Source organism: Lonepinella sp. MS14435 (assembly GCF_042485795.1).
GTDB lineage: Bacteria > Pseudomonadota > Gammaproteobacteria > Enterobacterales > Pasteurellaceae > Lonepinella.
Genome location: NZ_CP169368.1, coordinates 538,674 through 564,290, shown reverse-complemented (window position 1 = coordinate 564,290; position 25,617 = coordinate 538,674). Strand labels below are relative to the sequence as shown.

Annotated in this window: 19 protein-coding genes and 2 tRNA genes; 6 read left to right on the top strand and 15 right to left on the bottom strand. The window is 39.6% G+C overall.

Annotation, left to right across the window (positions count from 1 at the left end; translation table 11 throughout):
- Positions 1–25 precede the first annotated feature (25 nt).
- The gene (locus O1Q80_RS02715; RefSeq protein ID WP_386695538.1) at positions 26–871 is read right to left on the bottom strand and encodes a Bro-N domain-containing protein; all 846 of its coding nucleotides are present in this window, start codon (positions 869–871) and stop codon (positions 26–28) included.
- Between the two features lie 320 nt (positions 872–1,191).
- Here O1Q80_RS02715 and deoC point away from each other — a divergent pair, with 320 nt between their 5' ends.
- The 5 genes from deoC (at position 1,192) to ppx (ending at position 10,187) form a co-directional block, all read left to right on the top strand.
- Positions 1,192–1,866: a deoxyribose-phosphate aldolase gene (deoC, locus tag O1Q80_RS02710; RefSeq protein ID WP_386695536.1), complete on the top strand. Its 675-nt coding sequence runs from the start codon at positions 1,192–1,194 to the stop codon at positions 1,864–1,866.
- A gap of 24 nt (positions 1,867–1,890) precedes the next feature.
- Positions 1,891–2,637 (top strand): DNA-binding transcriptional repressor DeoR, encoded by a 747-nt coding sequence (gene deoR / locus O1Q80_RS02705; protein WP_386689060.1) that lies wholly within the window; start codon positions 1,891–1,893, stop codon positions 2,635–2,637.
- 234 nt (positions 2,638–2,871) lie between these two features.
- Complete coding sequence (locus O1Q80_RS02700) at positions 2,872–4,710, top strand: autotransporter assembly complex family protein (RefSeq protein ID WP_386695534.1); 1,839 nt, start codon at positions 2,872–2,874, stop codon at positions 4,708–4,710.
- A 2-nt stretch (positions 4,711–4,712) separates the two neighbouring features.
- Complete coding sequence (locus tag O1Q80_RS02695; RefSeq protein WP_386695533.1) at positions 4,713–8,624, top strand: translocation/assembly module TamB domain-containing protein; 3,912 nt, start codon at positions 4,713–4,715, stop codon at positions 8,622–8,624.
- 18 nt (positions 8,625–8,642) lie between these two features.
- The gene (ppx, locus tag O1Q80_RS02690; protein WP_386695531.1) at positions 8,643–10,187 is read left to right on the top strand and encodes an exopolyphosphatase; all 1,545 of its coding nucleotides are present in this window, start codon (positions 8,643–8,645) and stop codon (positions 10,185–10,187) included.
- A 53-nt stretch (positions 10,188–10,240) separates the two neighbouring features.
- Here ppx and glmS read toward each other — a convergent pair whose 3' ends face one another.
- The 9 genes from glmS to yiaK all read right to left on the bottom strand — a co-directional run bounded on the left by glmS (position 10,241) and on the right by yiaK (position 19,986).
- Positions 10,241–12,073 (bottom strand): glutamine--fructose-6-phosphate transaminase (isomerizing), encoded by a 1,833-nt coding sequence (gene glmS, locus O1Q80_RS02685; protein WP_386695529.1) that lies wholly within the window; start codon positions 12,071–12,073, stop codon positions 10,241–10,243.
- A 19-nt stretch (positions 12,074–12,092) separates the two neighbouring features.
- The gene (locus O1Q80_RS02680) at positions 12,093–12,872 is read right to left on the bottom strand and encodes a DeoR/GlpR family DNA-binding transcription regulator (protein ID WP_386689050.1); all 780 of its coding nucleotides are present in this window, start codon (positions 12,870–12,872) and stop codon (positions 12,093–12,095) included.
- Between the two features lie 147 nt (positions 12,873–13,019).
- Positions 13,020–14,477, bottom strand: coding sequence for an FGGY-family carbohydrate kinase (locus O1Q80_RS02675; protein ID WP_386695527.1), 1,458 nt, complete (start codon positions 14,475–14,477; stop codon positions 13,020–13,022).
- 97 nt (positions 14,478–14,574) lie between these two features.
- Complete coding sequence (locus O1Q80_RS02670; protein ID WP_386695525.1) at positions 14,575–15,564, bottom strand: TRAP transporter substrate-binding protein; 990 nt, start codon at positions 15,562–15,564, stop codon at positions 14,575–14,577.
- A 90-nt stretch (positions 15,565–15,654) separates the two neighbouring features.
- Positions 15,655–16,644: a TRAP transporter substrate-binding protein gene (locus O1Q80_RS02665; protein WP_386695523.1), complete on the bottom strand. Its 990-nt coding sequence runs from the start codon at positions 16,642–16,644 to the stop codon at positions 15,655–15,657.
- A gap of 40 nt (positions 16,645–16,684) precedes the next feature.
- Positions 16,685–17,962 carry a TRAP transporter large permease subunit gene (locus O1Q80_RS02660; protein ID WP_386689042.1) on the bottom strand — a complete coding sequence of 426 codons (1,278 nt, stop codon included), beginning with the start codon at positions 17,960–17,962 and terminating at the stop codon, positions 16,685–16,687.
- On the bottom strand, positions 17,959–18,441 hold the full coding sequence (locus O1Q80_RS02655) for a TRAP transporter small permease (RefSeq protein WP_386689040.1): 483 nt from the start codon (positions 18,439–18,441) through the stop codon (positions 17,959–17,961). The genes O1Q80_RS02660 and O1Q80_RS02655 overlap by 4 nt, the downstream gene beginning before the upstream one ends.
- A gap of 9 nt (positions 18,442–18,450) precedes the next feature.
- A complete protein-coding gene (locus O1Q80_RS02650; RefSeq protein WP_386695521.1) occupies positions 18,451–18,912 on the bottom strand; it encodes a YhcH/YjgK/YiaL family protein in 462 nt (153 codons plus the stop codon).
- Positions 18,913–18,987: 75 nt separating this feature from the next.
- Complete coding sequence (yiaK, locus tag O1Q80_RS02645; protein ID WP_386689036.1) at positions 18,988–19,986, bottom strand: 3-dehydro-L-gulonate 2-dehydrogenase; 999 nt, start codon at positions 19,984–19,986, stop codon at positions 18,988–18,990.
- A 201-nt stretch (positions 19,987–20,187) separates the two neighbouring features.
- On the opposite strand from yiaK, the gene O1Q80_RS02640 reads away from it, so the two are divergent.
- Positions 20,188–20,994: an IclR family transcriptional regulator gene (locus tag O1Q80_RS02640; protein ID WP_386695519.1), complete on the top strand. Its 807-nt coding sequence runs from the start codon at positions 20,188–20,190 to the stop codon at positions 20,992–20,994.
- A 72-nt stretch (positions 20,995–21,066) separates the two neighbouring features.
- On the opposite strand, the gene tkt is transcribed toward O1Q80_RS02640, so the two are convergent.
- From tkt to mltC, 5 genes are all read right to left on the bottom strand, one after another.
- Entirely contained in the window at positions 21,067–23,067 is a 2,001-nt protein-coding gene (tkt, locus tag O1Q80_RS02635; protein WP_386695518.1) for a transketolase, read from the bottom strand.
- A gap of 221 nt (positions 23,068–23,288) precedes the next feature.
- Positions 23,289–24,134, bottom strand: a complete 846-nt coding sequence (locus tag O1Q80_RS02630) for a 23S rRNA (adenine(2030)-N(6))-methyltransferase RlmJ (protein WP_386689030.1) — start codon at positions 24,132–24,134, stop codon at positions 23,289–23,291.
- Between the two features lie 86 nt (positions 24,135–24,220).
- A tRNA-Asn gene (locus O1Q80_RS02625) sits at positions 24,221–24,296 on the bottom strand.
- Positions 24,297–24,301: 5 nt separating this feature from the next.
- Positions 24,302–24,377, bottom strand: a tRNA-Phe gene (locus O1Q80_RS02620).
- A gap of 155 nt (positions 24,378–24,532) precedes the next feature.
- The gene (gene mltC / locus O1Q80_RS02615) at positions 24,533–25,612 is read right to left on the bottom strand and encodes a membrane-bound lytic murein transglycosylase MltC (RefSeq protein ID WP_386689028.1); all 1,080 of its coding nucleotides are present in this window, start codon (positions 25,610–25,612) and stop codon (positions 24,533–24,535) included.
- Between the last annotated feature and the right edge of the window lie 5 nt (positions 25,613–25,617).

The following is a 25,617-nucleotide window of genomic DNA, read 5'->3' as shown; positions in this document are numbered from 1 at the left end:
TATAGTGTCTTGGTAACAAGCACTATTATTTTTTCTTAGCTTCACTCGAAACATAGCCAATTAATTGAGCAAAATCAATGGAATTTTGTTGTGTAATAACTGGTGTTCCCGTTTCTTTTTCCAAACTTTCTCGAGCAACCTTAGCAACATTTCCACCACGTTGTGCAACTGCTTTATTTTCTTCAAAACCATCAGGGTGGGTTATTTGAGTAATATCTTTGGTGGCAGCTTCTGCTAACATATTCAATACAAGCTCTGTGGTTGACATATTGTCACGTAAATTTTCTTTGTTTAACCCTTTGAAATTCTTATATTCTCTCGTTGTCATACCCGACCAAGCCCGAGTAATCTCGTTAGTGAGCATCGCAAATTCTCGCCCAGCTTTCACGCCATGATCTTGCCAAGCATCAGTTAATTCTTTACGCACCTGAATGGCTTGCAAACGCTGATTAATCCATTCTCTCGAATAACCTTTTTGCAGATAAGTTTGTAATGCTCGATCAATGGTCAGTTCTGGATCAATAATTTCATCAATTCTCTCTTTCCCCACCTCGGCTAACCACATTTTAAACGGTTCTGCTTTAGGGCTAGGAATGGATTGAATAATGCGGAAAATACCTGTCATATCAGCCACATCAGTTTCTCGCATTTTCCCATCACCTGCCAGCAATTTCAACTGTCGACAAAATGTCGACAGTTCAGATTTTTCTTCATCAGACATCCGTTTTTTAACACGATACCAATAATCACGGGGATTGGGGCTTTCCGTCAATGCCTGTACTACATCCACGATACTAAAAAACCATTCTTCTTTTTCAGCATCCCAAATAGAACGAATTTGACTGTTTTCAAATAATTTAATGTTACTCATTTTTCTAATCCTATCTTACTTATTACGAGAACATATTATAATAGTTATTTAAACAGTAAAATACTGTATATTCTATTTTTAGGAATCAAGATCACAGAAATACACAAAAAGTGCAGTAAATTTCACCGCACTTCCGAATAATTAAATCGTATTAATTTCTCAGCACAAGTGTCTTATGTGATATTTCTAACAAAATTAATTTTATACAGTATAAATCAGTTAAAATGTTATTTTTGTGACAAAGATCACAGAATTAAAAGATTTTTACGGTAAAATAAAATTAACATAATCACAAAAAACAACCATAGGAGAAGTTAATTATGCAACCTAATGAATTAGCAAAATTTATCGACCACACAGCGTTAACCGCTGAAAAAACGGAAAAAGATATTGTGCAACTCTGCCAAGAAGCATTGGAACATCATTTTTGTTCGGTGTGTATTAATTCGGGCTATATTCCGTTGGCTAAACAACAGTTGGCTGGTTCTGATGTGAAAATCTGCACAGTGGTAGGTTTTCCATTGGGAGCGAATTTGTCGGCGGTGAAAGCCTTTGAAGCACAGAAAGCCATTGAAGCTGGAGCGGAAGAAATTGATATGGTGATTAATGTGGGTTGGATTAAATCGGGTAAATGGGAAGATGTGCAAGCAGATATTCAAGCTGTATTGAATGCTTGCAACGGTAAAACCTTAAAAGTGATTTTGGAAACTTGTTTGTTAAGCAAAGATGAGATTGTGCAAGCCTGTACAATTTGTCGTGAGTTGAATGTAGGCTTTGTGAAAACCTCTACAGGCTTTAATAAAGGAGGAGCGACCGTAGAAGATATTGCCTTGATGCGAAAAATCGTTGGAGAAAATATTGGCGTGAAAGCCTCTGGTGGCGTACGAGATACCGAAACGGCAATTAGTATGATTAACGCAGGGGCAACTCGTATTGGAGCAAGTGCAGGGATTGCAATTATCAGCGGTTTGCAAGATAATCAAGCGGATTATTAATCTCTTACCATAAATGGGTCTGTTATGGATAAAAAAAAGCAATCACGTATTCAAAAGTTAGAATTTTTGATCAAGCAAATGGACAAAATCCATCTGCGAGATGCTGCGGATATTCTTAATGTGTCGGAAATGACCATTCGCCGTGATTTAAATTCCAGTACAGGCTCATCTGTTGTATTGCTCGGTGGTTATATTGTGAAAGATCCACAGAAATCCAATGAGAATGGTTATTTGATTTTTGAGCAAGAAACTAAACATATTGCCGAAAAAATGCAAGTGGGAAAACTCGGGGCAGAATTAATACAAGAAAATGATGTCGTATTTTTTGATTGTGGCTCGACAATTCCCTTTATTGCCTCTCAAATTCCTTCTTCACTAAAATTCACCGCACTTTGTTGTTCAATCAATACCTTTTTAATATTGCAAGAAAAGCCAAATTGCGAAGTGATTTTGTGTGGTGGTCATTATTCACGACATAATTCTTTTCTTACTCCGATTCAATTAAGTACCGAACTAGATGCGATTTGTACGAACAAAGCCTTTATTTCGGCAGCAGGCGTAGATATGCACCAAGGGATAACTTGTTTTAGTCTGGACGAAGCCAAAACCAAACAAAGAGCAATGGCAAAAACCCAACGATCTATTTTGATTTTTGACCATTCAAAAATAAATAAAGTGCAACAGGCTTATGTAGGGGATATTAGTCAGTTTGATTTATTTCTTTGTGATAAAACTCTTCCAGAAGAATTTTCTATGCTAAATCAATTATAACCTAGATTTCTTGCTGTTTTCGTTGCCAGAGAGAAAGGCACCCTAAGGGAAGCATTATTCTATTGAAATAGAATGATTTTTCCTACTTTTAATATTTATCTCCGTAAACCTAGGAAAGAAAATGCTTCGTGGAACTTATCCATATCAAATAAATATTATTCAATAATTGCGAACTATCTTCTTGAACGGTAAACTAACATACTGAGAGAAATAATTTTTTACAGGTTGAGTAAGATGAAATTTAGCAAGAAATTGCTGTCTTTGTTAATATTGAGTTATTTATTGAGCTACCCTGCAATTACCTTGGCAGAACAACAAGGTGATTCATCTAATGCTATGCAAAATACAGCAACAGCAGAAAATCCGTCTGAAAATACACAACAAAATACTGAATCACAAGCAGTTACACCGAAAGTAACTGTGCGTTTGCAAGGTATCCAAGATGAAAAATTAAAAGAGAATGCTCAAATCTATATTAATGAAATTGATCCCGAAGAAGCAGACGGTTCAGAGCGTTATCAAGAATTAGTTCGTGCGGCTATCTACAAAGGTTTGCGAGTTTTTGGTTATTATGATTTCCAATTAAATTTCACCTTAGATCCGAATGGAAAAGAACTAATCGCAAATGTTGAATTAGGCAAACCAGTGCGGATCGAACAAGCGGATGTGCATATCGAAGGCGATGCGGCAAAAGATGAAGCCTTTTTGACGTTAAATAAGACTCTGCCGAAAAAAGGTGATATTGTTAATCACGAAAGCTATGACGATTATAAAAGTGCGGTGCAAAAATTAGCCGTTCAACGGGGCTACTTTGATGCAGATTTTTCGGTTCATCGTTTAGAAGTGATGCCATCCACCTATCAGGCTTGGTGGCGTTTATTATTTGAAAGCGGTGAACGTTATCGTTACGGTGAATTCCGTTTCCAAAATTCACAAATTCGTGAAGATTATTTACGCAATATGCTAACCCTACAACAGGGCGAACCCTATTTGTTGAATGATGTGTTACAAGCAAATAATGATTATACATCAACAGGTTGGTTTCAATCGGTAATGATGAAACCGACCTTAAACGAAGAAAATAAAACCGTTGATTTCGATGTGTTGATGTATCCGAAAAAGAAAAATGCCATGGAAGTGGGATTGGGTTATTCTTCAGATGTAGGTCCTCGCTTGCAGTTAGGTTGGAAAAAACCTTGGATTAATGATCGTGGACATAGCTTTTCATCTAATTTCTATATTTCTGATCCGAAACAGACCATTGAGATGTCTTACAAAATGCCACGTTTAAGAAGTCCATTATATCAATATTATCAATTTAGTGCAGGCATTGAAAACGAGGATGACAGCAGTACCGATACTAAATCTACCGCCATTACCTTTGGGGCATTACGTTATTGGGATCATCCTAGTGGTTGGCAATATTCATGGGGTGTTCGAACTCGTTATGATAAATTTACCCAAGCAGATGTAGAAGATAAAACCTTTTTACTTTATCCAACCGCAAGTATTAGTCATAAATATTTGGAGGGAGGGCTATTTCCAAGTTGGGCTCATTCCGTCAATTTAACCGCAGATTGGGGACAAAAAATGTGGCTGTCGGATGTGAATTTTATCAGCCTACGAGCATCAGGTGCAGTGATTAAAACCTTTGCCGAAAATCACCGTTTTGTAGGACGATTAGATCTGGGTTGGTTACATACCGATGACTTGAACCGAATGCCTCCAGCCATGCGTTTCTTTGCAGGGGGCGATCGCAGTGTACGAGGTTATGGTTATAAGAAAATTTCCCCTAAAGATCGCAATGGCAAACTAATCGGGGCATCACGTTTAGCCACAGGCTCCCTAGAATATCAATATCAAGTATATCCAAACTGGTGGCTGGCGACTTTTTATGATGCAGGGTTAGCTGCAAATTCTTATCGTAGCGAAGAATTACGTTACGGAGTGGGTGTTGGTGTACGCTGGGCATCACCAGTAGGAGCGGTTAAGTTTGATATTGCCACCCCAGTGCGAGATAAAGATGACAGCAAAAATATTCAATTTTATATTGGATTAGGGGCGGAGATTTAGTGATGACAGAACCAGTTCAACAAAACACACCACAACAAGCCAGTAAAAAAGAAGGTAAAAAAAGCAAAATTTTACACCGCAGTTTAGTCGCAATAGGTGTGTTAGCTGGCATTACCGCACTGGCTGGCGTAGGCATAGCAAGTATTTTAGGCACAGAATCTGGCACGCAATGGGCTGTCGGATTAGCAGAAAAATATGTGGATGGCTTAACTATTGGTGCAGTACAAGGCAAATTACAAAATGGTTTGTTACTGAAAGATGTGCAGTTTCAATCTGATGGTGTACAAACCAATGTCGCTCAGGCGGAATTGCAATTTGATTTTGGTTGTTTACTGAAAGCGGATATTTGTATTGAAAATTTACATTTGCAACAGCCAGTTATTCATCTGGATACCAGCAAATTACCACCGTCCGAACCTGAACAAGAAAAAGAAAATGGTGAAATGCGGCGGATTACCTTACCTGTTTCTATTGCAGTCAAAAATGTAGCAGTAGATAGTCTGGCGTTAGGTATTGATAATAATCAGCTACATTTAGGAAAATTCCAAAGTGCGGTGTTTTTAAATAATGAAAATGGATTAACCCTTGAACCAACACAACTTAATGATCTCACCTATATTCTAACTAGTTCAGGCGAGCCAAAAGACGAGCTTAAACCAGCACAACAAACTAGCGAGCCAGTAAACTGGCAACAAATTGAACAAAGTTTAACGCCAGCATTATTGGCTAACGTTACCGAAATTGTCTTACCATTTGATATTCACATACCAGATATTTCAGGTAAAAACTGGCAATATCAACAAGTTACCGATGGTAAACTGGTGCAACAAATTGATGTGCCAAATGTACAAGTTCAAGCAGATGCCACGGGAACACAAGTCGCATTACAAACCTTGCAAATTAACAGTTCCATGGGGAATGTTCAGGCTCAAGGGAATATGCAATTAGATCAGGATATGCCGATTAATTTAACATTGCATTCCGATTTAAACCAGTTCAAGCAAGGTAACGAGATTTTATTACCACAATCCACGCTGGATCTTGCCATTACAGGAAATCTGAAAAAAAGCACCGCACTTTCATTAACTACACAAGGTGTCGCCAATGCCACACTAACTGGTGATGTACAACTCAATAGCGAAAAAACCCCCCTTAATTTAACCCTTGCCGTATCTGAATTTAGTTACCCTTTTAATAAAACGGACGATCCGCTCAAGGTACAAAATGTAGATTTAAACATCACGGGCAATTTACTCGATTATGAGGTAAGCCTAAATGGTAAAGCCAAAGGCATGGGGACACCAAATACGGATTTAGCTTTGCAAGCTAAAGGTGGCATTTCGCATACGGATATTGAAAAATTGCAAGTTAATGCGTTAGATGGTTCACTGGGTTTAGTGGGAAAATTAAATTGGCAAAACGGCGTAGAATGGCAAGCCGATACGCTGTTGAATAAAATTAATTTAGGGGCATATTTATCGACTTTCCCTGCGGTATTGTCGGGCAAATTATCCAACTCTGGGCAAGTGCAAGGAAATCAATGGGCGATTGCCGTACCTGAATTGGATATTCAAGGTAGCTTATCGAAAAATCCATTAAGCCTAAAAGGTAGCCTCACATCTGACCATAAAATATTGCTTAATACATCACAAATTAGCTTAGATTATGGTGTAAATCATATTGTGGCAAAAGGCAAATTAAGCGAACAATCAGATTTTGCTTTAGACATTAACGCCCCCAATTTAAAAGGCTTGCTACCTGATTTATCTGCATCTTTATTAGGCAAAGCACATATTAAAGGCAATATCACTGAACCCAATTTAGACGTGGATTTAGTCGGCAGTAATATTCAATTCCAAGACTTAAAAATCGCCAATGTTACAGCCAAAGGGAATGTGAATACAGAACAACAAATTCAAGGCAATTTGAATGTAGAATTGAGTGGATTAAATCAAGGCGAGATTAAATTAACCAGTGCCAAACTCACAGCATCTGGCAATGAAAAGTCGCACCAATTACAGTTACGTTCTAGTGGTGAACCTGTGGCAGGAGGATTGAATTTATCGGGCAGTTTTGACCGCAGTTCACAAGTGTGGAAAGGTACTTTAAGCCAAGTGGAGATTAATTCTCCGATTGGGAAAGTGATAAATAGCCAAAATATTGATGTGGCGTTTGATAACAAACAAACCCTTGCCACCATTTCCAGCCATTGTTGGAAACATACGGAAATTGATTTATGTTTTCCACAAACCTTTAAGGCTGGCAAAAATGGTGAAATTCCCTTTGAGTTGAAACGGTTAAATTTAGCTCTAGTGAATAAACTAGCCGAGCAAGATGGTTTATTACAAGGCACTTTACGCAGTAATGGTACCGTGGCATGGAATGAAAATAAACCGTTAAAACTAGATTTACAGCTAGACGGTGACGGTGTGAATGTAGCCAAAAAAATTGACTACCGCACGTTTAAACTCGCTATTCCAAAATTGGCGGTCAATACGCAGTTAGACAATAATAATTTGGTGGTGCAGTCAGATATTCAGATTCAAAATAATGGTCGTATTAATGCTGACGTAAAAATCAATGATATTATCAATGCACGTAAATTATCGGGAGCATTGAATATTGATGGTGTTAACTTAAATATCATGAATCAGTTATTATCCAACGGTGAGCAAATTTCAGGTATGGTGGCATCACACTTGACCTTTGCTGGTGATTTAAATGCTCCACTGTTAAATGGTTCGTTTAATATCAATCAGGTAAAAGCCAAATTAAAAGCCTCGCCAGTGGAAGTTGCTGGTGGTACAGTAGCATTAAATTTCTATGGTAATCGTTCCACCTTGCAAGGCGATGTGCAAACCACGGACAGTCGTTTAGTGCTAGAGGGGGATGCAGATTGGAAAAATATTGAGCAGTGGAACGCTCGAATGAATGCTCAAGCAGATAAATTTTCACTGAATATTCCGTCTATGGCGAAACTGCAAATAAGTCCGAATGTAACCGTGAAAGTTACACCAAAATTATTGGCATTAAGTGGTAATATTGATATTCCTTGGGCGAGAATTGCAGTGGAAAGTTTACCTGAAAGTGCCGTAACCGTCAGTAGCGATGAAGTAATTCTGGATCCCCAAAGTGCGGTGAAAAATCAGAATATTTTTGCCACCAAACAAATGGCAAGCACTACCGAATCTGGCATGTTAATTAGCTCTGATTTGACGATTAATATTGGCAAAGATGTGAATCTGCAAGCCTATGGTTTAGAAAGTAATTTAGAAGGAAAATTATCCGTTAAACAAGAGAAAGGAACATTAGGTTTATACGGACAAATCGATTTAAAAAAAGGACGTTATTCTTCCTTTGGTCAGGATTTGTTAATTCGTAAAGGGCAAATTAGTTTCTCTGGATTACCCTCTCAACCCCTGTTAAACATTGAAGCCATTCGCAATCCAGAAGCCATGGAAGATAGTAAAGTGATTGCGGGGATTAAGGTAACAGGTGTGGCAGACTCACCAACTGTAGATGTTTTCTCCGATCCAAGTATGCCACAGGATCAAGCGTTATCTTATATTTTGACAGGTCGCTCATTAGAAAATAGTGGTGAATCTGGTTCAAGCGGTTCTGTGGGGGCTGCTCTACTCGGTATGGGATTAGCAAAAAGTGGTAAACTAGTAGGTGGTATCGGCGAAACCTTTGGTATTCAAGACTTAAATTTGGGTACATCAGGCGTAGGCGATAGCTCAAAAGTGGTGGTAAGTGGTAGTATTACGCCACGTTTAAAAATTAAATACGGCGTGGGATTATTTGACGGTTTAGCCGAAGTAACCTTGCGTTATCGTTTATTTCCACGATTTTTCTTGCAATCAGTATCTGGGGTAAATCAAGCCTTTGATGTGTTGTATGAATTTGAATTTTAACTTTTTTATGATGGTTGTATGAATAATATTAATTTAATTACCAAAGCCACCGCACTTTCCAAAGGCGAACAACATCAAGTCAAGGAAATTGCTGCTATTGACTTGGGATCAAACAGTTTTCACATGATTGTGGCACGTATTGTCAACGGTTCGATCCAGATTTTATCTCGCTTAAAACAGAAAGTGCAGTTGGCAAAAGGATTAGATGAAAACGGTGTATTGGATCAGGACGCTATTACTCGTGGGGTAAATTGTTTAGCCTTGTTTGCTGAACGTTTGCAAGGCTTTCCTGCTGAAAATGTGAATGTGGTTGGCACTTATACGCTACGAAGTGCGGTGAATAATGCAGAATTTTTACGCCAAGCAAGTATGGTGTTTCCTTATCCAATTAATATTATTTCAGGGCAAAGCGAAGCCAAAATGATTTATGCTGGGGTATCACATACCCAACCCGAAAGCGGTCGCAAGCTGGTGATTGATATTGGCGGTGGTTCAACCGAAATGATTATTGGTGAAGACTTTGATCCGATTTTGGCAGAAAGTCGGAATATGGGCTGTGTGAGTTTTGCCAAACAATTTTTCCCAAACGGTGAAATTAACCAAGAAAATTTTGAACAGGCTCGATTAACCGCTTTAAGTCGCATTGCTGATCTGGCAACACCCTATCGTCAGTTGGGCTGGCAATATGTATTGGGTTCATCAGGCACGATTAAAACTGTTCATCAGGTAATCACCGCCACGCTCGATCCAGACGGAATTATCACGGCGGGTCGGCTAGATTTTCTGATTGAACGTACGCTAAAAGCCACACACTTTGACAATCTAAAACTAGCAGGTTTAAACGAAGAAAGGGCAGATGTTTTTGTACCAGGGTTAGCTATTTTGAGTGCGGTATTCGACACTTATCAAATTGAACAAATGCGTTATTCTGACGGGGCATTGCGTGAGGGTGTGATGTACAGCTTAGATAAAAATTTTCAAGTGAAAAATATCCGTCAACGTACGGCTGAAGCCTTAGCGGAACAGTTTAATATTGATCGTATTCAAGCGGAACGAGTTAGCAAAACCGCAGTGCAATTATCTCAACAATTCCACGAATGGCAGGCCAGTGAATTTGCCGAAGAAATGCAAGAAATCTTACTTTGGTCAGCCTTATTGCACGAAGTGGGTATTGTGATTAACCATAAAAATATGCAGAAACATTCGGCATATATTCTATCCAATATGGAATTACCTGGTTTTGATAAGGAACAGCAACGTTTGTTATCAACCTTGGTACGGTTACAATTAAACGGCTTTAGTTTGAACGATATTACGCAATTTTCTCGCTACACACCACAAGATATTCTAGCGTTAATTCGTCTATTACGTTTAGCCATTTTGCTTAATCGTTCTCGTCAAGCGACAGAACACACCAAGCAAATTGCGTTAAAAACGCACCGCACTTTATGGCAACTAGCATTTGAGCCGAATTATCTTGATCGCAATCCATTGGTTCAACAAGATTTGAAATTAGAACAACGATATTTGATTGAGATTGGATTGGAATTAAATATTGAGTAGCAAACAACTAAGGTGCGTAAAAACGCACCTTAGTTTTATCTTTTGAATGGGTTTTATTCCACTGTCACTGCTTTTGCGAGGTTTCTCGGTTGATCCACGTCGGTGCCTTTAATAATCGCAATATGATAAGACAATAATTGCAATGGCACTGTGTAGAAAATTGGAGCAGTAATTTCATCTACTTTTGGTAATACAATGGTTTTAAAACCTGTGGATTCTTCAAAACCTGCATCATGATCAGCAAACACATAAAGCTGACCGCCTCTGGCACGCACTTCTTCAATATTAGATTTCACTTTCTCCAATAAATCATTTTCAGGGGCAACCACTACCACTGGCATTTCGCTATCAATTAAAGCAAGTGGACCATGCTTTAATTCACCTGCCGCATAGGCTTCCGCATGAATATAAGAAATTTCTTTTAATTTCAAGGCTGATTCCATGGCAATAGGATAATATTCGCCACGACCTAAGAATAAAGTATGGTGTTTTTCAGCAAAATCTTCGGATAATTTTTCAATTTGTTTATCAAACACCAACGCACTTTCAATTTGAGCAGGCAAACGTTGTAAAGCCTGTACAATGTGGTGTTCTTGCTCTTCGCTAACATGACCGTTTAAACGACCAAGTGCTACGTTCAACAATAATAAACAGGTTAATTGTGTAGTAAACGCTTTGGTAGAGGCAACACCGATTTCTACACCAGCTTTAGTCATAAAAGCAAAATCCGATTCACGCACTAAAGACGAGCTTGCCACGTTACAAATCGTCATGGCTGCCATATAACCTGATTCTTTGGCTAACCGTAATGCAGCTAAAGTATCTGCAGTTTCACCAGATTGCGACAAGGTAATTAATAAGCTATTCGGACGAGTCACGAATTTGCGGTAACGAAATTCTGATGCAATTTCCACATCACAACCTACCCCAGCAATGGATTCAAACCAGTAACGAGCTACCATACCTGCATTGTAAGAGGTTCCACAAGCGACAATTTGCACGTGTTGTACTTTAGATAAAATCTCTGCTGCATTTGGGGCAATAGACTGAATATCCACTTTGCCGTCTTTAATACGACCATCTAAGGTGTTAATAATCGCCACAGGTTGCTCAAAAATTTCTTTTTGCATATAGTGACGATATTGCCCTTTATCCGCCGCATCAGCTTCAAAATTACCCTCGTGAATTTCACGTTCTACAGGTTCACCAGCACGATTAAAAATCGACACATGACGGCGTGTAATTTCAGCGACATCGCCCTCTTCTAAATAAGCAAAACGATGGGTAACACTTAACAATGCCAGCGGATCGGAGGCTAAGAAATTTTCCCCTACGCCATAGCCAATGACTAACGGTGAACCAGAACGAGCCACGATTAAACGCTCAGGATCTTGTTCATTCATTACCACTGCACCATAAGCACCACGCAACTGCACGACTGCCTTTTGTACAGCTTCTAATAAGGTTTTGGCACTGCGAAATTCCCATTCCACTAAATGAGCAATGACTTCGGTATCAGTTTGTGATTGGAACACATAACCACGTTGCTGTAATTGTGCTTTTAATTCTTGATAATTTTCAATGATTCCATTATGCACCACCGCAATATGACCTGAACGGTGTGGGTGAGCATTAATTTCGGATGGTTCCCCATGGGTTGCCCAACGTGTATGTGCAATGCCAGTCCCCCCTAATAATGGTTTGGCATTTACTGCATCTTCAAGGGATTTTACTTTCCCAACACGGCGAACAATCTGCATTTTTTTGTCTTCACCTAATACCGCGACACCTGCTGAGTCGTAACCACGATATTCTAAACGGTGTAAACCATCAATTAAGATTTCTGCCACATCACGTTGTGCTACTGCACCTACAATTCCACACATAGTTTGTTTTCCTTATAAATTAAAAATTTTGTTCGGCGACAACCAGTTGTACGCCTAAATCCTGAATAAATTGTTTATCCTGTGCTGATATTTGGTTATCGGTTATCAACACATCTATTTGATCCCAAGTTAATTCTAAATTCGGCATCCGTCTGCCGATTTTTTGGCTTTCCACCATTACAATTACTTCACGACTAACCTCCGCCATCACCTGACTTAACCCGATTAATTCATTAAACGTGGTCGTGCCACGTTCTAAATCAATGCCATCCGCTCCGATAAATAGTTGATCAAAATCGTAGGAACGTAACACTTGCTCGGCGACTTTACCTTGAAAAGACTCGGAATGAGGATCCCAAGTCCCCCCTGTCATTAATAAAGTGGGTTCATTCTCTAACGAACGTAATTCTGTTGCCACCGAAAGGGAATTGGTCATCACTACCAAGTCTTGTTTACCATCCAACTGTTTAATTAATGCTGCCGTGGTACTGCCACTATCCACAATAATTCGATTATGCTCGCGAATCCGTTCCGCTGCCATTTTAGCAATGGCTAACTTTTGTTGTGAAAACAATTCATCTTGCTCCAAAATATCTTTCGGCATCAAAATTGCTCCGCCATAACGGCGAAGTAAAAAACCGTTGCTTTCTAAAGCGGTGAGATCTTTACGAATAGTCACTTCGGAGATTTCAAAGAATTGCACTAACTGCTCAACACTAACTTCGCCCTGTTGTTGCAACAGCTGCATAATATGTTGACGACGTTGTTGAGTGTTTCGCTGGTTCATATTTCGTTTCATTAGATCTTTTGTCAAAATAAGTTTCGAACCGAAATTATATAGCAGATTATCTTAATGTAAACAAAAAATTTTAGATAAATAAAAATTTAAAAAAAATCACCGCACTTTTCAACCATAAAGCACGGTGATTTCTGCAAGATTTGATATTTATAACAACCCTTTCAACGCACTAACAAACTGCTGATAACGCTGATATTTTTTCTGATAAGCAGAATAATATTGCGAATTAGGTTGATACACTTGCATATCTGCTTGCAATACCGCAGGCTGTTCAGTCAATCCATCGGCTTGCATTGCCATTAATGCAGCCCCTAAACAACCTGTTTCTTCTACATTTGGCACTTCTAATCGCATAGCGGTGAGATCCGCTAACATTTGCATCCATACAGCCGATTTTGTCGGTCCACCCGTCACTCTTAATACATCGGCTTGTGGAAAACGTTGCAACATACGTTCTAAGTGATACATCAGGCTGAACAACACCCCTTCATACACCGCTTGCAATAAGTGCATTTGAGTATGATGTGCTTGCATACCGTAAAAACCAGCTTGCATACCTAAACCTGCATTTGAACCATAGAGAAACGGCACGAATAACACCGAGCTAGTGGCAGGCGGTAATTGGCTGATGCCTTGATTAATTTCCGCATAATCCACATTACCAAACTGTTTTACAAACCATTCTAAATTGCCTGATGAAGTTGGACTGGCTTCATGCACAATAAATTGGTTCGGTTTAGCATAGCGTCCATACACGAAAGGTATCGTTTGTTTATCATCAATTTCAGCGGTAATACCACTCACCACTGACCAAGTACCTAACACTGCATTAAGTTTCGTTTCATCATCTAATTTGGCACAAAGTGCGGTGGAAACCACATCAAATAATCCACCAACCACGGGAGTCCCTACGGCTAAACCTGACAATTCAGCAGCTTGTTGGGTAACATAGCCTGCAATTTGGTTAGATTTAATAATCGGTGGTAATTGAGTGAAAATTTCTTCAATTCCCAGTAATCTTGCCAGTTCAATATCATATTCGCCCACTTGCATATTATACAAATTGGATTCGGAAATATTGGATTCTTCACAGTGTAGTTGCCCTGTTAAACAGAATCGCAAATAGTCATGGGACATTAATACCGCCCCAATATTAGCATAACGCTCTGGTTGATGTTCTTTCACCCAACGCAAAATCGACACAGGGTGTCCTGTCCATAAGGTTTGGCGAGTGATTGGATAGAGTTTTTGTGGAATACCGTCAGCTTGCCATTGTTTGACAATTTCAAGAGAACGTTGATCAGAGGAAAGAATGGCACGCCCCAAAGGTTGCTTTTGTTTATCTAACAAAAACGCCCCTTTGCCCTGTGCAGAAATGCCAACGCCTTTAATCTGGCTCGATTCTACGCCACTTTGTTGAATGGTTTGACGTACTACCTTGGCACAGACTTGCCATAATTGCTGCATATCTCGTTCAGCGTAACCTGCTTGCTCGCTGATCACAGAAACGTTTTCACGCTGAATGCCGTAAAGTTTGCCTGTTTGGTCAAATAAGGCGGCTTTAACAAAGGTGCCACCACAGTCTATGCCTAAGTAGTAATTCATATTATTGTTCTCGTTATCTTGGGTTTGAAAACGCCCCCTCAGTCCTTTGGACAGCTCCCCCCGCAAGCAAGGGGAGCGAAAAGGGCGATACGCATCGTTATTTTTCTAACGCATCAATCGCTTTAATCAAATCATCGCCATTTTTGTCGATAAAGGATTTACGTACTTTTTCTTCGATCACGGCTTTGAATGGGGCTTGATTGATGGTTTCAGTGACTTCAATCCCTGCTTTACGTAAATTTTCCACGATTTCTTTTTCGTTTTTCACATTAAGATCACGTTGGAATTGTCCTGCTTCTTTAGCAGCTTCCAATAAATCAGCTTGTAATTCAGGTGAAAGCGAATCAAATTTGGCTTTGTTCATCACCACAATTAATGGGGTATAACCATGGTTGGTTAAACTTAAATATTTTTGCACCTCAAATAATTTTGATGACCAGAAAATCCCGACAGGGTGTTCTTGTGCATCAACAGCACGGGTTTCCAAGGCAGTATAAAGTTCCGCTAGTGGCATTGGGACGGGATTACCGCCTAACAAACTAAAGGTTTCAATATACATTGGATTTTGGTTAGTGCGTACTTTCAATCCTTTAATATCGTCAGGCTTGGTGACTGGGTGTTTTGAGTTCGAAAATGCACGAAAACCTACGTCCCAAAACGCTAAACCTTTTAAGCCTTGTGTTTCAAGGGATTTTAATAAACCTTGCCCAATTTCGCCATCTAAAACTTTAACAACGTGCGAACGATCTTTAAAAATAAATGGAATATCAATCACATTGATCTTCGGTTCTAATCCTGTAAAGTTAGATGAACTGGACATTTCAATGTCAATGGTACCACCACGCACACCTGCAATCATGGCTTGTGCATTGCCTAACGTACTATCAGGGAAAAGTTTTAATTTGATTTCCCCTTTGGTTTTTTCTTTTAGTAATTCATCAAATTTTTTCGCCGCAATATGCTGGCTGTCGCTACGTGGTGCTTCATAGCCAAAACGTAAACTGGTTTCAGCCACCGCATGACTCACTGTAAACATCGTCACTGCGGCGACAAAAGCACTTAAGGTTTTTAAATTAAATCGTTTCATAACATTCTCCGTTTAACAGCAAGTTGGGACTTATTCGGCGAAGTGCGGTACAAAAAATTGTAATTTTTTCACCGCACTTCTGTTTGCTTGCTATTGAGCTAGGGCATCAATCGCTTTAATTAATTCATCACCATTTTTATTGATGAAAGATTGACGTACTTTTTCTTCAATTACCGCTTTGAATGGTGCTTGATCAATGTTTTCCGTCACTTCAACACCAGCTTTACGTAAATTTGCCACAATTTCAGTTTCATTTTTAATGTTCAAATCACGTTGGAATTGTCCAGCTTCTTTGGCAGCTTCAATTAACGCTGTTTGTAATTCTGGTGTGAGTGCATCAAATTTCGCTTTATTCATCGCCACAATTAACGGGGTATAACCGTGATTGGTTAGGCTTAAGAATTTTTGTACTTCATACAGTTTATTTGACCAGAAAATCCCGATTGGGTGTTCTTGAGCATCAACAGCACGGGTTTCTAATGCCGTATAAAGTTCGGCTAATGGCATTGGTACTGGATTACCGCCTAACAAGGTAAAGGCTTCAATGTACATTGGGTTTTGGTTAGTCCGTACTTTCAGACCTTTAATATCTTCAGGTTTAGTCACCGTGTGTTTTGAGTTAGAGAAAGCACGGAAACCTACGTCCCAGAATGCTAACCCTTTGATGCCTTGTGCCTCAAGATCTTTTAATAACCCTTGACCTATTTCACCGTCTAATACTTTGAATGCGTGCGTACGATCTTTAAAAATAAATGGAATATCAATAACATTAAGTTTTTCCACTAACCCTGTAAAGTTCGGTGAACCAGACATTTCAATATCAATAGTACCACCACGCACGCCAGCGATCATGGTTTGCGAGTTACCTAAGGTACTATCTGGGAAAAGTTTTAATTTGATTTCCCCTTTGGTTTTTTCTTTCAATAATTCATCAAATTTTTTTGCCGCAATATGTTGGCTATCAGTGCGTGGTGCTTCATAGCCGAAACGCAAGCTCGTTTCTGCACTGGCATTAGTTGCCACCAACATGGTTGTGGCAGAAACAAAAGCAGCTAAGGTTTTTAAATTAAAAAGTTTCATAAGATTTCTCCATTTGAGAGTTAAGTAAAATGAATTGTTTTTACAGCATCCAACCCAATGGCACTAAAATCAGTGAAGGGAAGAAAATAAACAAGAATAAAACTACAATCATCATTAGCATATAAGGCATAATACCTCTTGCTGCTCGGTCAAACGGCAGTTTTGATACACCTGTGATGACATTTAACACATTACCTACTGGCGGTGTAATTAAACCAATAGACGTATTCAGAATAAACAACACACCAAAATACACAGGATCGATACCCGCTTCTTCCACTAATGGCATTAACACTGGGGTTAAAATTAATACGGTCGGAGTTAAATCCATCACCATACCAATAATAAATACCGCAAACATAATCACAATTAACAACAATGTTGGGCTATCAATTAATGGCTCAAGTAATTCGGTCATCATTTGTGGTAATTCAGCCACAGTGATTAACCAACCTGTTACATTGGCAGCCGCTACCAAGAACATCACCACTGCGGTGGTTTTGCCTGCGGCTAAAATAATGCGATAAAGGTCTTTGATTTTCAGCTCACGATACACGAATAAGGAAATCACTAAAGCATAGAATGCTGCTACTGCCCCTGCTTCGGTTGGGGTGAAAATACCTGAACGGAAACCGCCGATAATAATCACTGGTAACAACAATGCCCAAACACTATTCTTAAAGGAAATACAAAGTTCTTGTTTAGTGGCTTTGGAAAAGGTCATTAAGTTTAAGCGTTTAGCTTGCCACCACCACAATAAGCCTAAGAATATCCCCATCATCACACCAGGGAAAATCCCTGCTAAGAATAATTTGGTAATGGAAACCCCACTGGCTACACCGAATACGATAAATGGAATACTTGGTGGAATAATCGGGGCAATAATACCCGCTGTCCCAATTAAACCAGCAGATTTATCCATTGGATAGCCCGTGGTTTTCATCATTGGTAATAACATGGCAGCCACCGCGGCAGTATCAGCCACTGCAGAGCCTGATAGGCTTGCCATAATCATAGCGGCGATAATGGCTACAAAACCTAAACCGCCTCGTTTATGACCCACCAGCTTCATCGGTAAATCAATAATGCGTTTGGATAAACCACCCTCATTCATAATTTCACCAGCCAGAATAAAGAATGGAATTGCCATTAACGAGAAACTATCGGCACCGCTCACAATTTGTTGAGCTAAGATTTGAGCGTCAAACAAATCTAAATGTACCATTAACGCAATGCCGCAAATCAATAGGGAAAAGGCTACTGGAATACCGAGTAGAATCGCACCTAATAAAACAGAAAGGAAAATTACAACGGTCATTTGGTTTCTCCTTTGAATACGAGTCCAATTCTAGTCACTAAACGAGCAATAATTAACACACCAATTAATGCACCAGCAACAACCGCAGCAAGGTAGGTTATACCTTGTGGCAATCTTGAAATCGGCGCATAATTCGATAGATTTAGTTGAAACTGTATCCAACCGCCCTCTACGATTAAATAGCAACAAAACAGCATGGCGATGTCTGTCACAATACCCAATAAATTACGTCCTTTTTCTGATAATTTATGGGTTAAAATTGTCACACTCACATGGTGATTTTCACTAAAAGCCAGAATTGCCCCTAAAAAAGCCAACCAAACAAACATATAACGGGAAACTTCTTCAGTGATGTTGATACTGCTATTAAAGCCGTATCGTAATACCACATTAAGAAAAACGAGAATTGACATTGCGGTGAGAATTAACACCACCACAGCTTCAATCGCTTTTCCAACCAATAACGCAAAAGATTTCATTATTGCCTCCTACAGTTCACTCACTGCTACTTTTACCACAATTTTACGGATCAACCCTGTTTCATTTTCAGCACAAGCACCACGGTGAGCATCTTCTGGAAAGAACACCGCAAAATTGCCTGCTTGACACAGAATTTCTTGCTCATTTGGAATAGATTGATAAAACAGAATATCTTTTTCCGCACTATATTCTTCTGCCACAGGGTTATTGCCTAAATCAGGTGCGACCGCCATACGTTCACTGCCTTTATGCCAATATTGCACATCTAAATATTTACGGTGAACTTCGGGCAGATAGGCTGATTTTGGCTGGGTTTGTAAATCTAACACTTGTACATAACTGTCGCCCTGTAATGGATAGCGACCAGCGGGAAGAGAATCAAAATCGGTATGTTTAAGATAATTCAAGGCTTGTTGAATCGCTTTCGGATAACGGTTCGGCTCGACTTTAGCAATATGACCAAAAAACATAATAGTATCCTTAATGTTGTAAAATTCACGAAAAAGCCACCGCACTTTGAACAAAAAACCAAAGTGCGGTCTAAATTAGAGCGATTTTAATTTAGCCCAAACCGTATCATCTACTGGAATACCATTAGCTTTATTATCGGCTAAAATCGTAGTGAACTCGTGACCTGGTAAACGAACAGGTTGATTTGGATCCACAGGCTCTGCGGTACGCACATAATCCATAATACGATTAAGTTTTGCATCTTTGGTTTTGCCATCAATCAGACGATCCACTTCAATCGCAATAAACACTTGGGAAACGCAATATTCATCGTCTTTATCTTCAGTCACCGCTGCGGTAGATTCACCATTAGAAAGCAGTGTTGCAATCATATCTAACACGATCGATAAACCTGATCCTTTCCAGAAGCCCATTGGCATTAGACGGCGATTCTTCTCTACGGTGGCAGGATCACGAGTTGGATTATTATCATCATCAAACCCTGCATCCACAAAGGTTTGGCGACCTTGTAAACGATGCACTTCTAACATGCCATAAGAATACATAGAACAAGACATATCCACCATGGTAATTGGGCTAGTTGGCACCGCCACGATTAACGGATTAGTTCCGATACGACATTCTTTCGAACCCCAAGGTGGCATTACCGCTAATGCGTTAGTCCAGCACACCCCGATATAACCTTTTTCTGCTGCTTGCCAGCCATAAGCACCGCCACGCATCCAGTGGTTTGCATTACGTAATGCCACTACACCGATACCATTTTTTGCGGCTAATTCCATCGCTCGATCCATCATTTTCTTAGCTGTTAAGTTACCAATGGCTTGATGAGCGTCCCATTGTTCAATCGCCCCTAAAGATAATTCTTTAGTCGGCTCGGCTTCTGGTTTAATATCGCCGTTTTCGAGTTGTTGAATAAAACGTGGGAAACGGTTTACCCCATGAGAGTAGGCTCCCGCTTGCGTTGTGTCAGCAAATACTGTTGCACATTCTTCTGCAATATCTTCACGTACTTTACGAGAAAGTAAGACACGTTTAAATTCTGCTTTTAATTGTTCATAAGAAACTTTCATGTAGCACCTCAATTTTTTAAATTTCGAATTGTAAAATCACGTTTCATAAATTACACTTATAAGGTAGCAAAGTCAATTTGATACAAAAAATAAAAAACAATATAAATCAATATGTTACTATTTAAATTTCAGAAATGTGAACTAGATCGCATTTTTTCAGAAAGATATTTCATAATATGAAACGCCATCAGGAAGTTGGAGATGATGATGATAAATGAAGAAAAAAACACGGGGAATCAAAGCCTTATTCGTGGACTAAAACTATTGGATCTATTGAGTGATTATCCTAACGGTTGTCCATTAGCCAAATTAGCCGAATTATCGCAACTGAATAAAAGCACGGTACACCGTTTATTGCAAGGCTTGCAAGCAGAGGGCTATATTAAACAAACCAACACTCAAGGCAGTTATCGCTTAACTACTAAATGCCTTAATCTCGGTCAGAAAACGCTTTCTTCCTTTAACATCATCAATTTGGCATCGCCTTATTTAGAACAACTTAACTTAACCCTTGGCGAAACGGTAAATTTTTCCAAACGAGAAGACGACCACGCCATTATGATCTATAAGCTCGAACCAACAACAGGTATGTTAAAAACAAGAGCATATATTGGGCAATATTTACATCTATATTGTTCTGCCATGGGAAAACTTTATTTAGCTTATGAAAATAATACAAGCTATGTCGTCAATTATTGGCAATCGCATCAAGATACTATTCAGCAATTAACCAAAAATACCATTACAGATTTACACTTGATGCAACAGGAATTAGCGGAAATTCGCCAAATTCAATTTGCCATGGATAAGGAAGAAAATGAGCTAGGGGTAGTTTGTGTGGCTTGTCCAGTTTTTGATGCTTTTAATAAAGTGGAATATGCGGTATCGATTTCTACATCCATCTATCGGCTTAGACAAATGGGCGTAGATTTTTTATTAAGTGAAATTAGAAAAACCGCCTTATTGATTTCGAAAGAATTAGGGTTTGTGGCTGAAATCTCCACCTAAAACAAGAAAGTGCGGTGAAAACTAGAATAATTTTCACCGCACTTTACTAAGATTAATCAAATAGTTAGACTATTACAAAATTTCTCTCGCTTTTGCCACCACGTTTTCTACGGTAAAACCAAATAATTTGAATAATTTGTCTGCTGGGGCAGATTCGCCGAAACCGTGCATTGCCACGATACGACCTTCAAAGCCCACATATTTGTACCAGAAGTCCGCCGTTTGTGCTTCAATCGCCACACGTTTGGTGATGTGTTTTGGTAACACACTTTCACGATAGGCTTCATCTTGTTTGTCGAATACGTTGGTGCTTGGCATAGAAACCACACGCACTTTTTTGCCTTCGCCTTTTAACACTTCTGCGGCTTTCACGGCTAATTCCACTTCAGAACCCGTAGCAATTAAGATCACATCAGGGTTGTTGCAACCGCAATCTACTAAGATGTAACCACCACGAGCCACGTTAGCTAATTGCTCTGCTGTGCGTGGTTGTTGTGCCAAGTTTTGACGAGTGAAGATTAAGGCACTCGGACCATCTTTGCGTTCTACCGCAGATTTCCATGCCACGGCTGATTCCACTTGATCCGCTGGTCGCCACGTTTCTAAGTTTGGAATTAAACGTAATGCTGCTGTTTGTTCTACAGGTTGGTGCGTTGGACCATCTTCGCCCAAACCGATAGAGTCATGGGTGTAAACGAACAACACACGTTGTTTCATTAATGCTGCCATACGCACTGCATTGTGAGCATATTCAAAGAACATTAAGAATGTTGCACCATAAGGAATGAATCCACCGTGTAAGGCAATACCGTTCATAATCGCCGACATACCGAACTCACGCACACCGTAGTTGAGGTAGTTGCCGTCCACATTGGTGGTTGCACGAATTGGTTTTGAACCTGACCATAGGGTTAAGTTTGAGCTGGCTAAGTCTGCTGAACCGCCTAAGAATTCTGGTAAAATGTGTGCATAGGCTTCAATCGCATTTTGTGAGGCTTTACGGCTCGCAATAGAGGCTGGGTTAGCTTGTAATTTTTCCACAAAGGCTTGGCTTTCTGCTGCCCAGTTGGCTGGTAATTCACCACTCACACGACGTTTAAATTCAGCGGCTAATTCTGGGTAGGCTTTTTCATAAGCCGCAAATTTTTCGTTCCAAGCCGCTTCCGCTGTTTGACCTGCAGCTTTAGCATCCCATTCTGCATAAATATCGGCTGGGATTTCAAATGGGGCATAATCCCATTCTAATGCTTTACGGGTTAAGGCAATTTCTTCATCACCTAATGGCGCACCATGGCAATCGTGCGAAGCTGATTTGTTTGGTGAACCGTAACCGATAATGGTTTTACAGATAATCAAGGTTGGTTTATTGGTTTCTGCTTGAGCTTTTTTCACCGCTTCGGCAATTTGTTGTGGATTATGACCATCAATCGCTGGGATCACTTGCCAACCGTAGGCTTCAAAGCGTTTTTGGGTATCATCAGTGAACCAACCGTCAACATGACCATCAATGGAAATATTGTTATCGTCATAGAATGCGATTAATTTACCTAAGCCTAACGTTCCTGCTAATGAACAGGCTTCGTGTGAAACCCCTTCCATTAAACAGCCATCACCTAAGAACACATAAGTAAAGTGATCCACAATATCGTGACCTGCACGGTTAAATTGACCCGCAAGCGTTTTTTCTGCGATCGCCATACCCACGGCATTGGTAATACCTTGACCTAATGGACCTGTGGTCGTTTCTACACCTGGTGCATAGCCATATTCAGGGTGACCTGGAGTTTTAGAATGTAATTGACGGAAATTTTTTAAATCTTCAATAGAAAGATCATAGCCTGTTAAATGTAATAAACTGTAAATTAACATCGAACCATGTCCGTTAGATAACACAAAGCGGTCACGATCTGCCCATTTTGGGTTGGTTGGGTTATGTTTTAAAAATCCACGCCATAATACTTCGGCAATGTCCGCCATACCCATCGGGGCACCAGGGTGACCTGATTTTGCTTTTTGAACAGCGTCCATACTTAAAAAACGGATTGCATTTGCAAGTTGTTTTTGCGTTGCCATTGTTTACTCCTGATTAATGAGATTGAATGAATATAAACTGATTTTTATTTTACCTGATTTTTCAGGGTAAAAGGTAAATTAATACGATTGATTTTATAGATAGCATTTAAAATGTGATCAAGATCACATTTTTATGGTGTATTAAGGGGGATTTGGAGTAAAAAGTGCGGTGAAAAATTTCAATATTTCCCACCACACTTTAACCAATAGGAACAAATAGGCTATTCAGGTGTAATCCAACTGACTTTCCAACTGCCCGTATTTTCAGGCACTAAGGTCTTGACTAAATAAGGCAACAGCTGTTTCATTTGGCTTTCTAATTGCCATGGTGGATTAATCACAATCATGCCACTGGCGGTCATACCACGCTGATCGCTATCAGGACGAACTGCCAATTCAATTTGCAGAATTTTGCGAATCCCTGTGGCTTCTAACCCTTTGATGATTCGTTTCGTTTGTTGGCGTAACACCACGGGATACCAAATGGCGTAAATACCTGTGGCAAAACGTTTATAACCCTCCACAATGGCTTGCACCACCAGATCATAATCTTCTTTCAATTCATAAGGTGGATCGATTAAGACCAGACCACGGCGTTCTTTGGGGGGAAGCGTAGCTTTAAGCTGTTGAAAACCGTTATCTCGTTTAGTGGTAATATTGTCGTATTCCTTAAACGTGTTACGCAATAACGGATAATCAGCAGGGTGTAATTCGGTGAATAATGCCCGATCTTGTTCTCGCAACATTAAAGCAGCAATAAACGGTGAACCTGCGTAATAGCGTAATTCTTTGCCGCCATAATTGAGCTTTTTAATTAAATTCACATAACGTTGGATTTCTTCAGGCAAATCTTTTTGTTCCCAAAGGCGTGCAATACCCTCAAGATATTCGGCTGTTTTTTCTGCTTCTTCACTGAATAAACGGTATTTCCCCACACCTGCGTGCGTGTCTAAATAATAAAAGCCTTTGTCTTTTTGTTGCAGATTTTCAATGATCAACATTTGTACAATATGCTTAAGTACATCGGCGTGATTGCCTGCGTGGAAACTATGGCGGTAACTTAACATGGGATACCCTTTTTACTTTGATTTTAACTTTCTCTAAATAAGAGAAAACCCTGATGACTTTTTACAATCATCAGGGCTTTAGAATATGGCTCCTCCTGCGGGACTCGAACCTGCGACATATGGATTAACAGTCCACCGTTCTACCGACTGAACTAAGGAGGAAAAGATGGTGCCTCGAGGCGGAATCGAACCACCGACACGGGGATTTTCAATCCCCTGCTCTACCGACTGAGCTATCGAGGCGTAACGCTTACTGCGTCAACACGGGGCGTATTAAACCGTATTTACGCCTTTCGGTCAATAGTTATTTTACAAAAAAATCTGAAATTTGTCTGTTTGCTTGTTTAATATGCAAAAAATCCTCAAAACGCCCCGCACTTGTACGTACGGGACTGATCTTATCTCACTCTGCGATAACTCTGTTGAGCCTTATCTACTTTCAGCAAATAATTACGAGCCTGTGATGACGGATGAGCCGTGGTTAAAATACGATACACCTGTTCTGGCTGCATACGATTAATTTGATAAATCGCTTCATCTCTATCATAACTAAATACACGTAATACCGCACCAGCACCACTGTTATACGCTGAAATCATGGCATAACGCATAGAAGTTGGATTTTCAATACCTGCTAAATAATCATTTTTTAACAACCATAAATAAGATACACCAGCGTCCACATTTTTAGCTGGATCAAATAAATAACTCTTACTTGGTTGACCTGAAAGTCCTTTCATTTTAAATACATCTCGACCCGCACTATGTGGCACAACCTGCATTAATCCTAACGCATTTGCATAACTGATCGCATAAGGGTTGAAACTTGATTCAGTTTGCATAATACCTAAAATCAAACTCTCATCAATACCATATTGACGAGATGATTTACGTACAAATGGCAAATATGCTCTAGCACGCACATTAACGTGATTCGCAATCATTTGAATACTAACAAACTGCACAGATCGCCCATTGCTTAATGTTCGTTTTTGTAATCTATTTTGAATTAAATAGCTGGCAAAATTATTCGCCGTATTAAGATCTCTAATAGGTTGACCAAAGTTATTGACAACCTGACCAACTAAGAATGGACGAGTACTGATAGGTACATCACCCGAAGCAAATAAATCAATCCCTTTTGCATCAGACCCCATTAATAAAGTATGCACAATAGCACTATGTAAACGATTCACGTCCGCTAAGGTTTCAATATTAATTTGACCTTCCTCAAAGCTAATATGGCTACGGGTATAATAACTATCAGTATATTTTACATAGTCTTTACGACTCGCCACTAACAGCTCATTTACGCCCCAGATCTGGTCAATATTCTGTGAAAATTGCCCAGTAAGTAAATCTAAACCATGCGTATCCTTAGCAAAGGCATCATCATAATTACGATCTTGATTTGATGAACAAGCATACAAAAAAGGAATAATCGCCAACACGGCTAATTTTTTTAAAGAAATCTTCATCATAT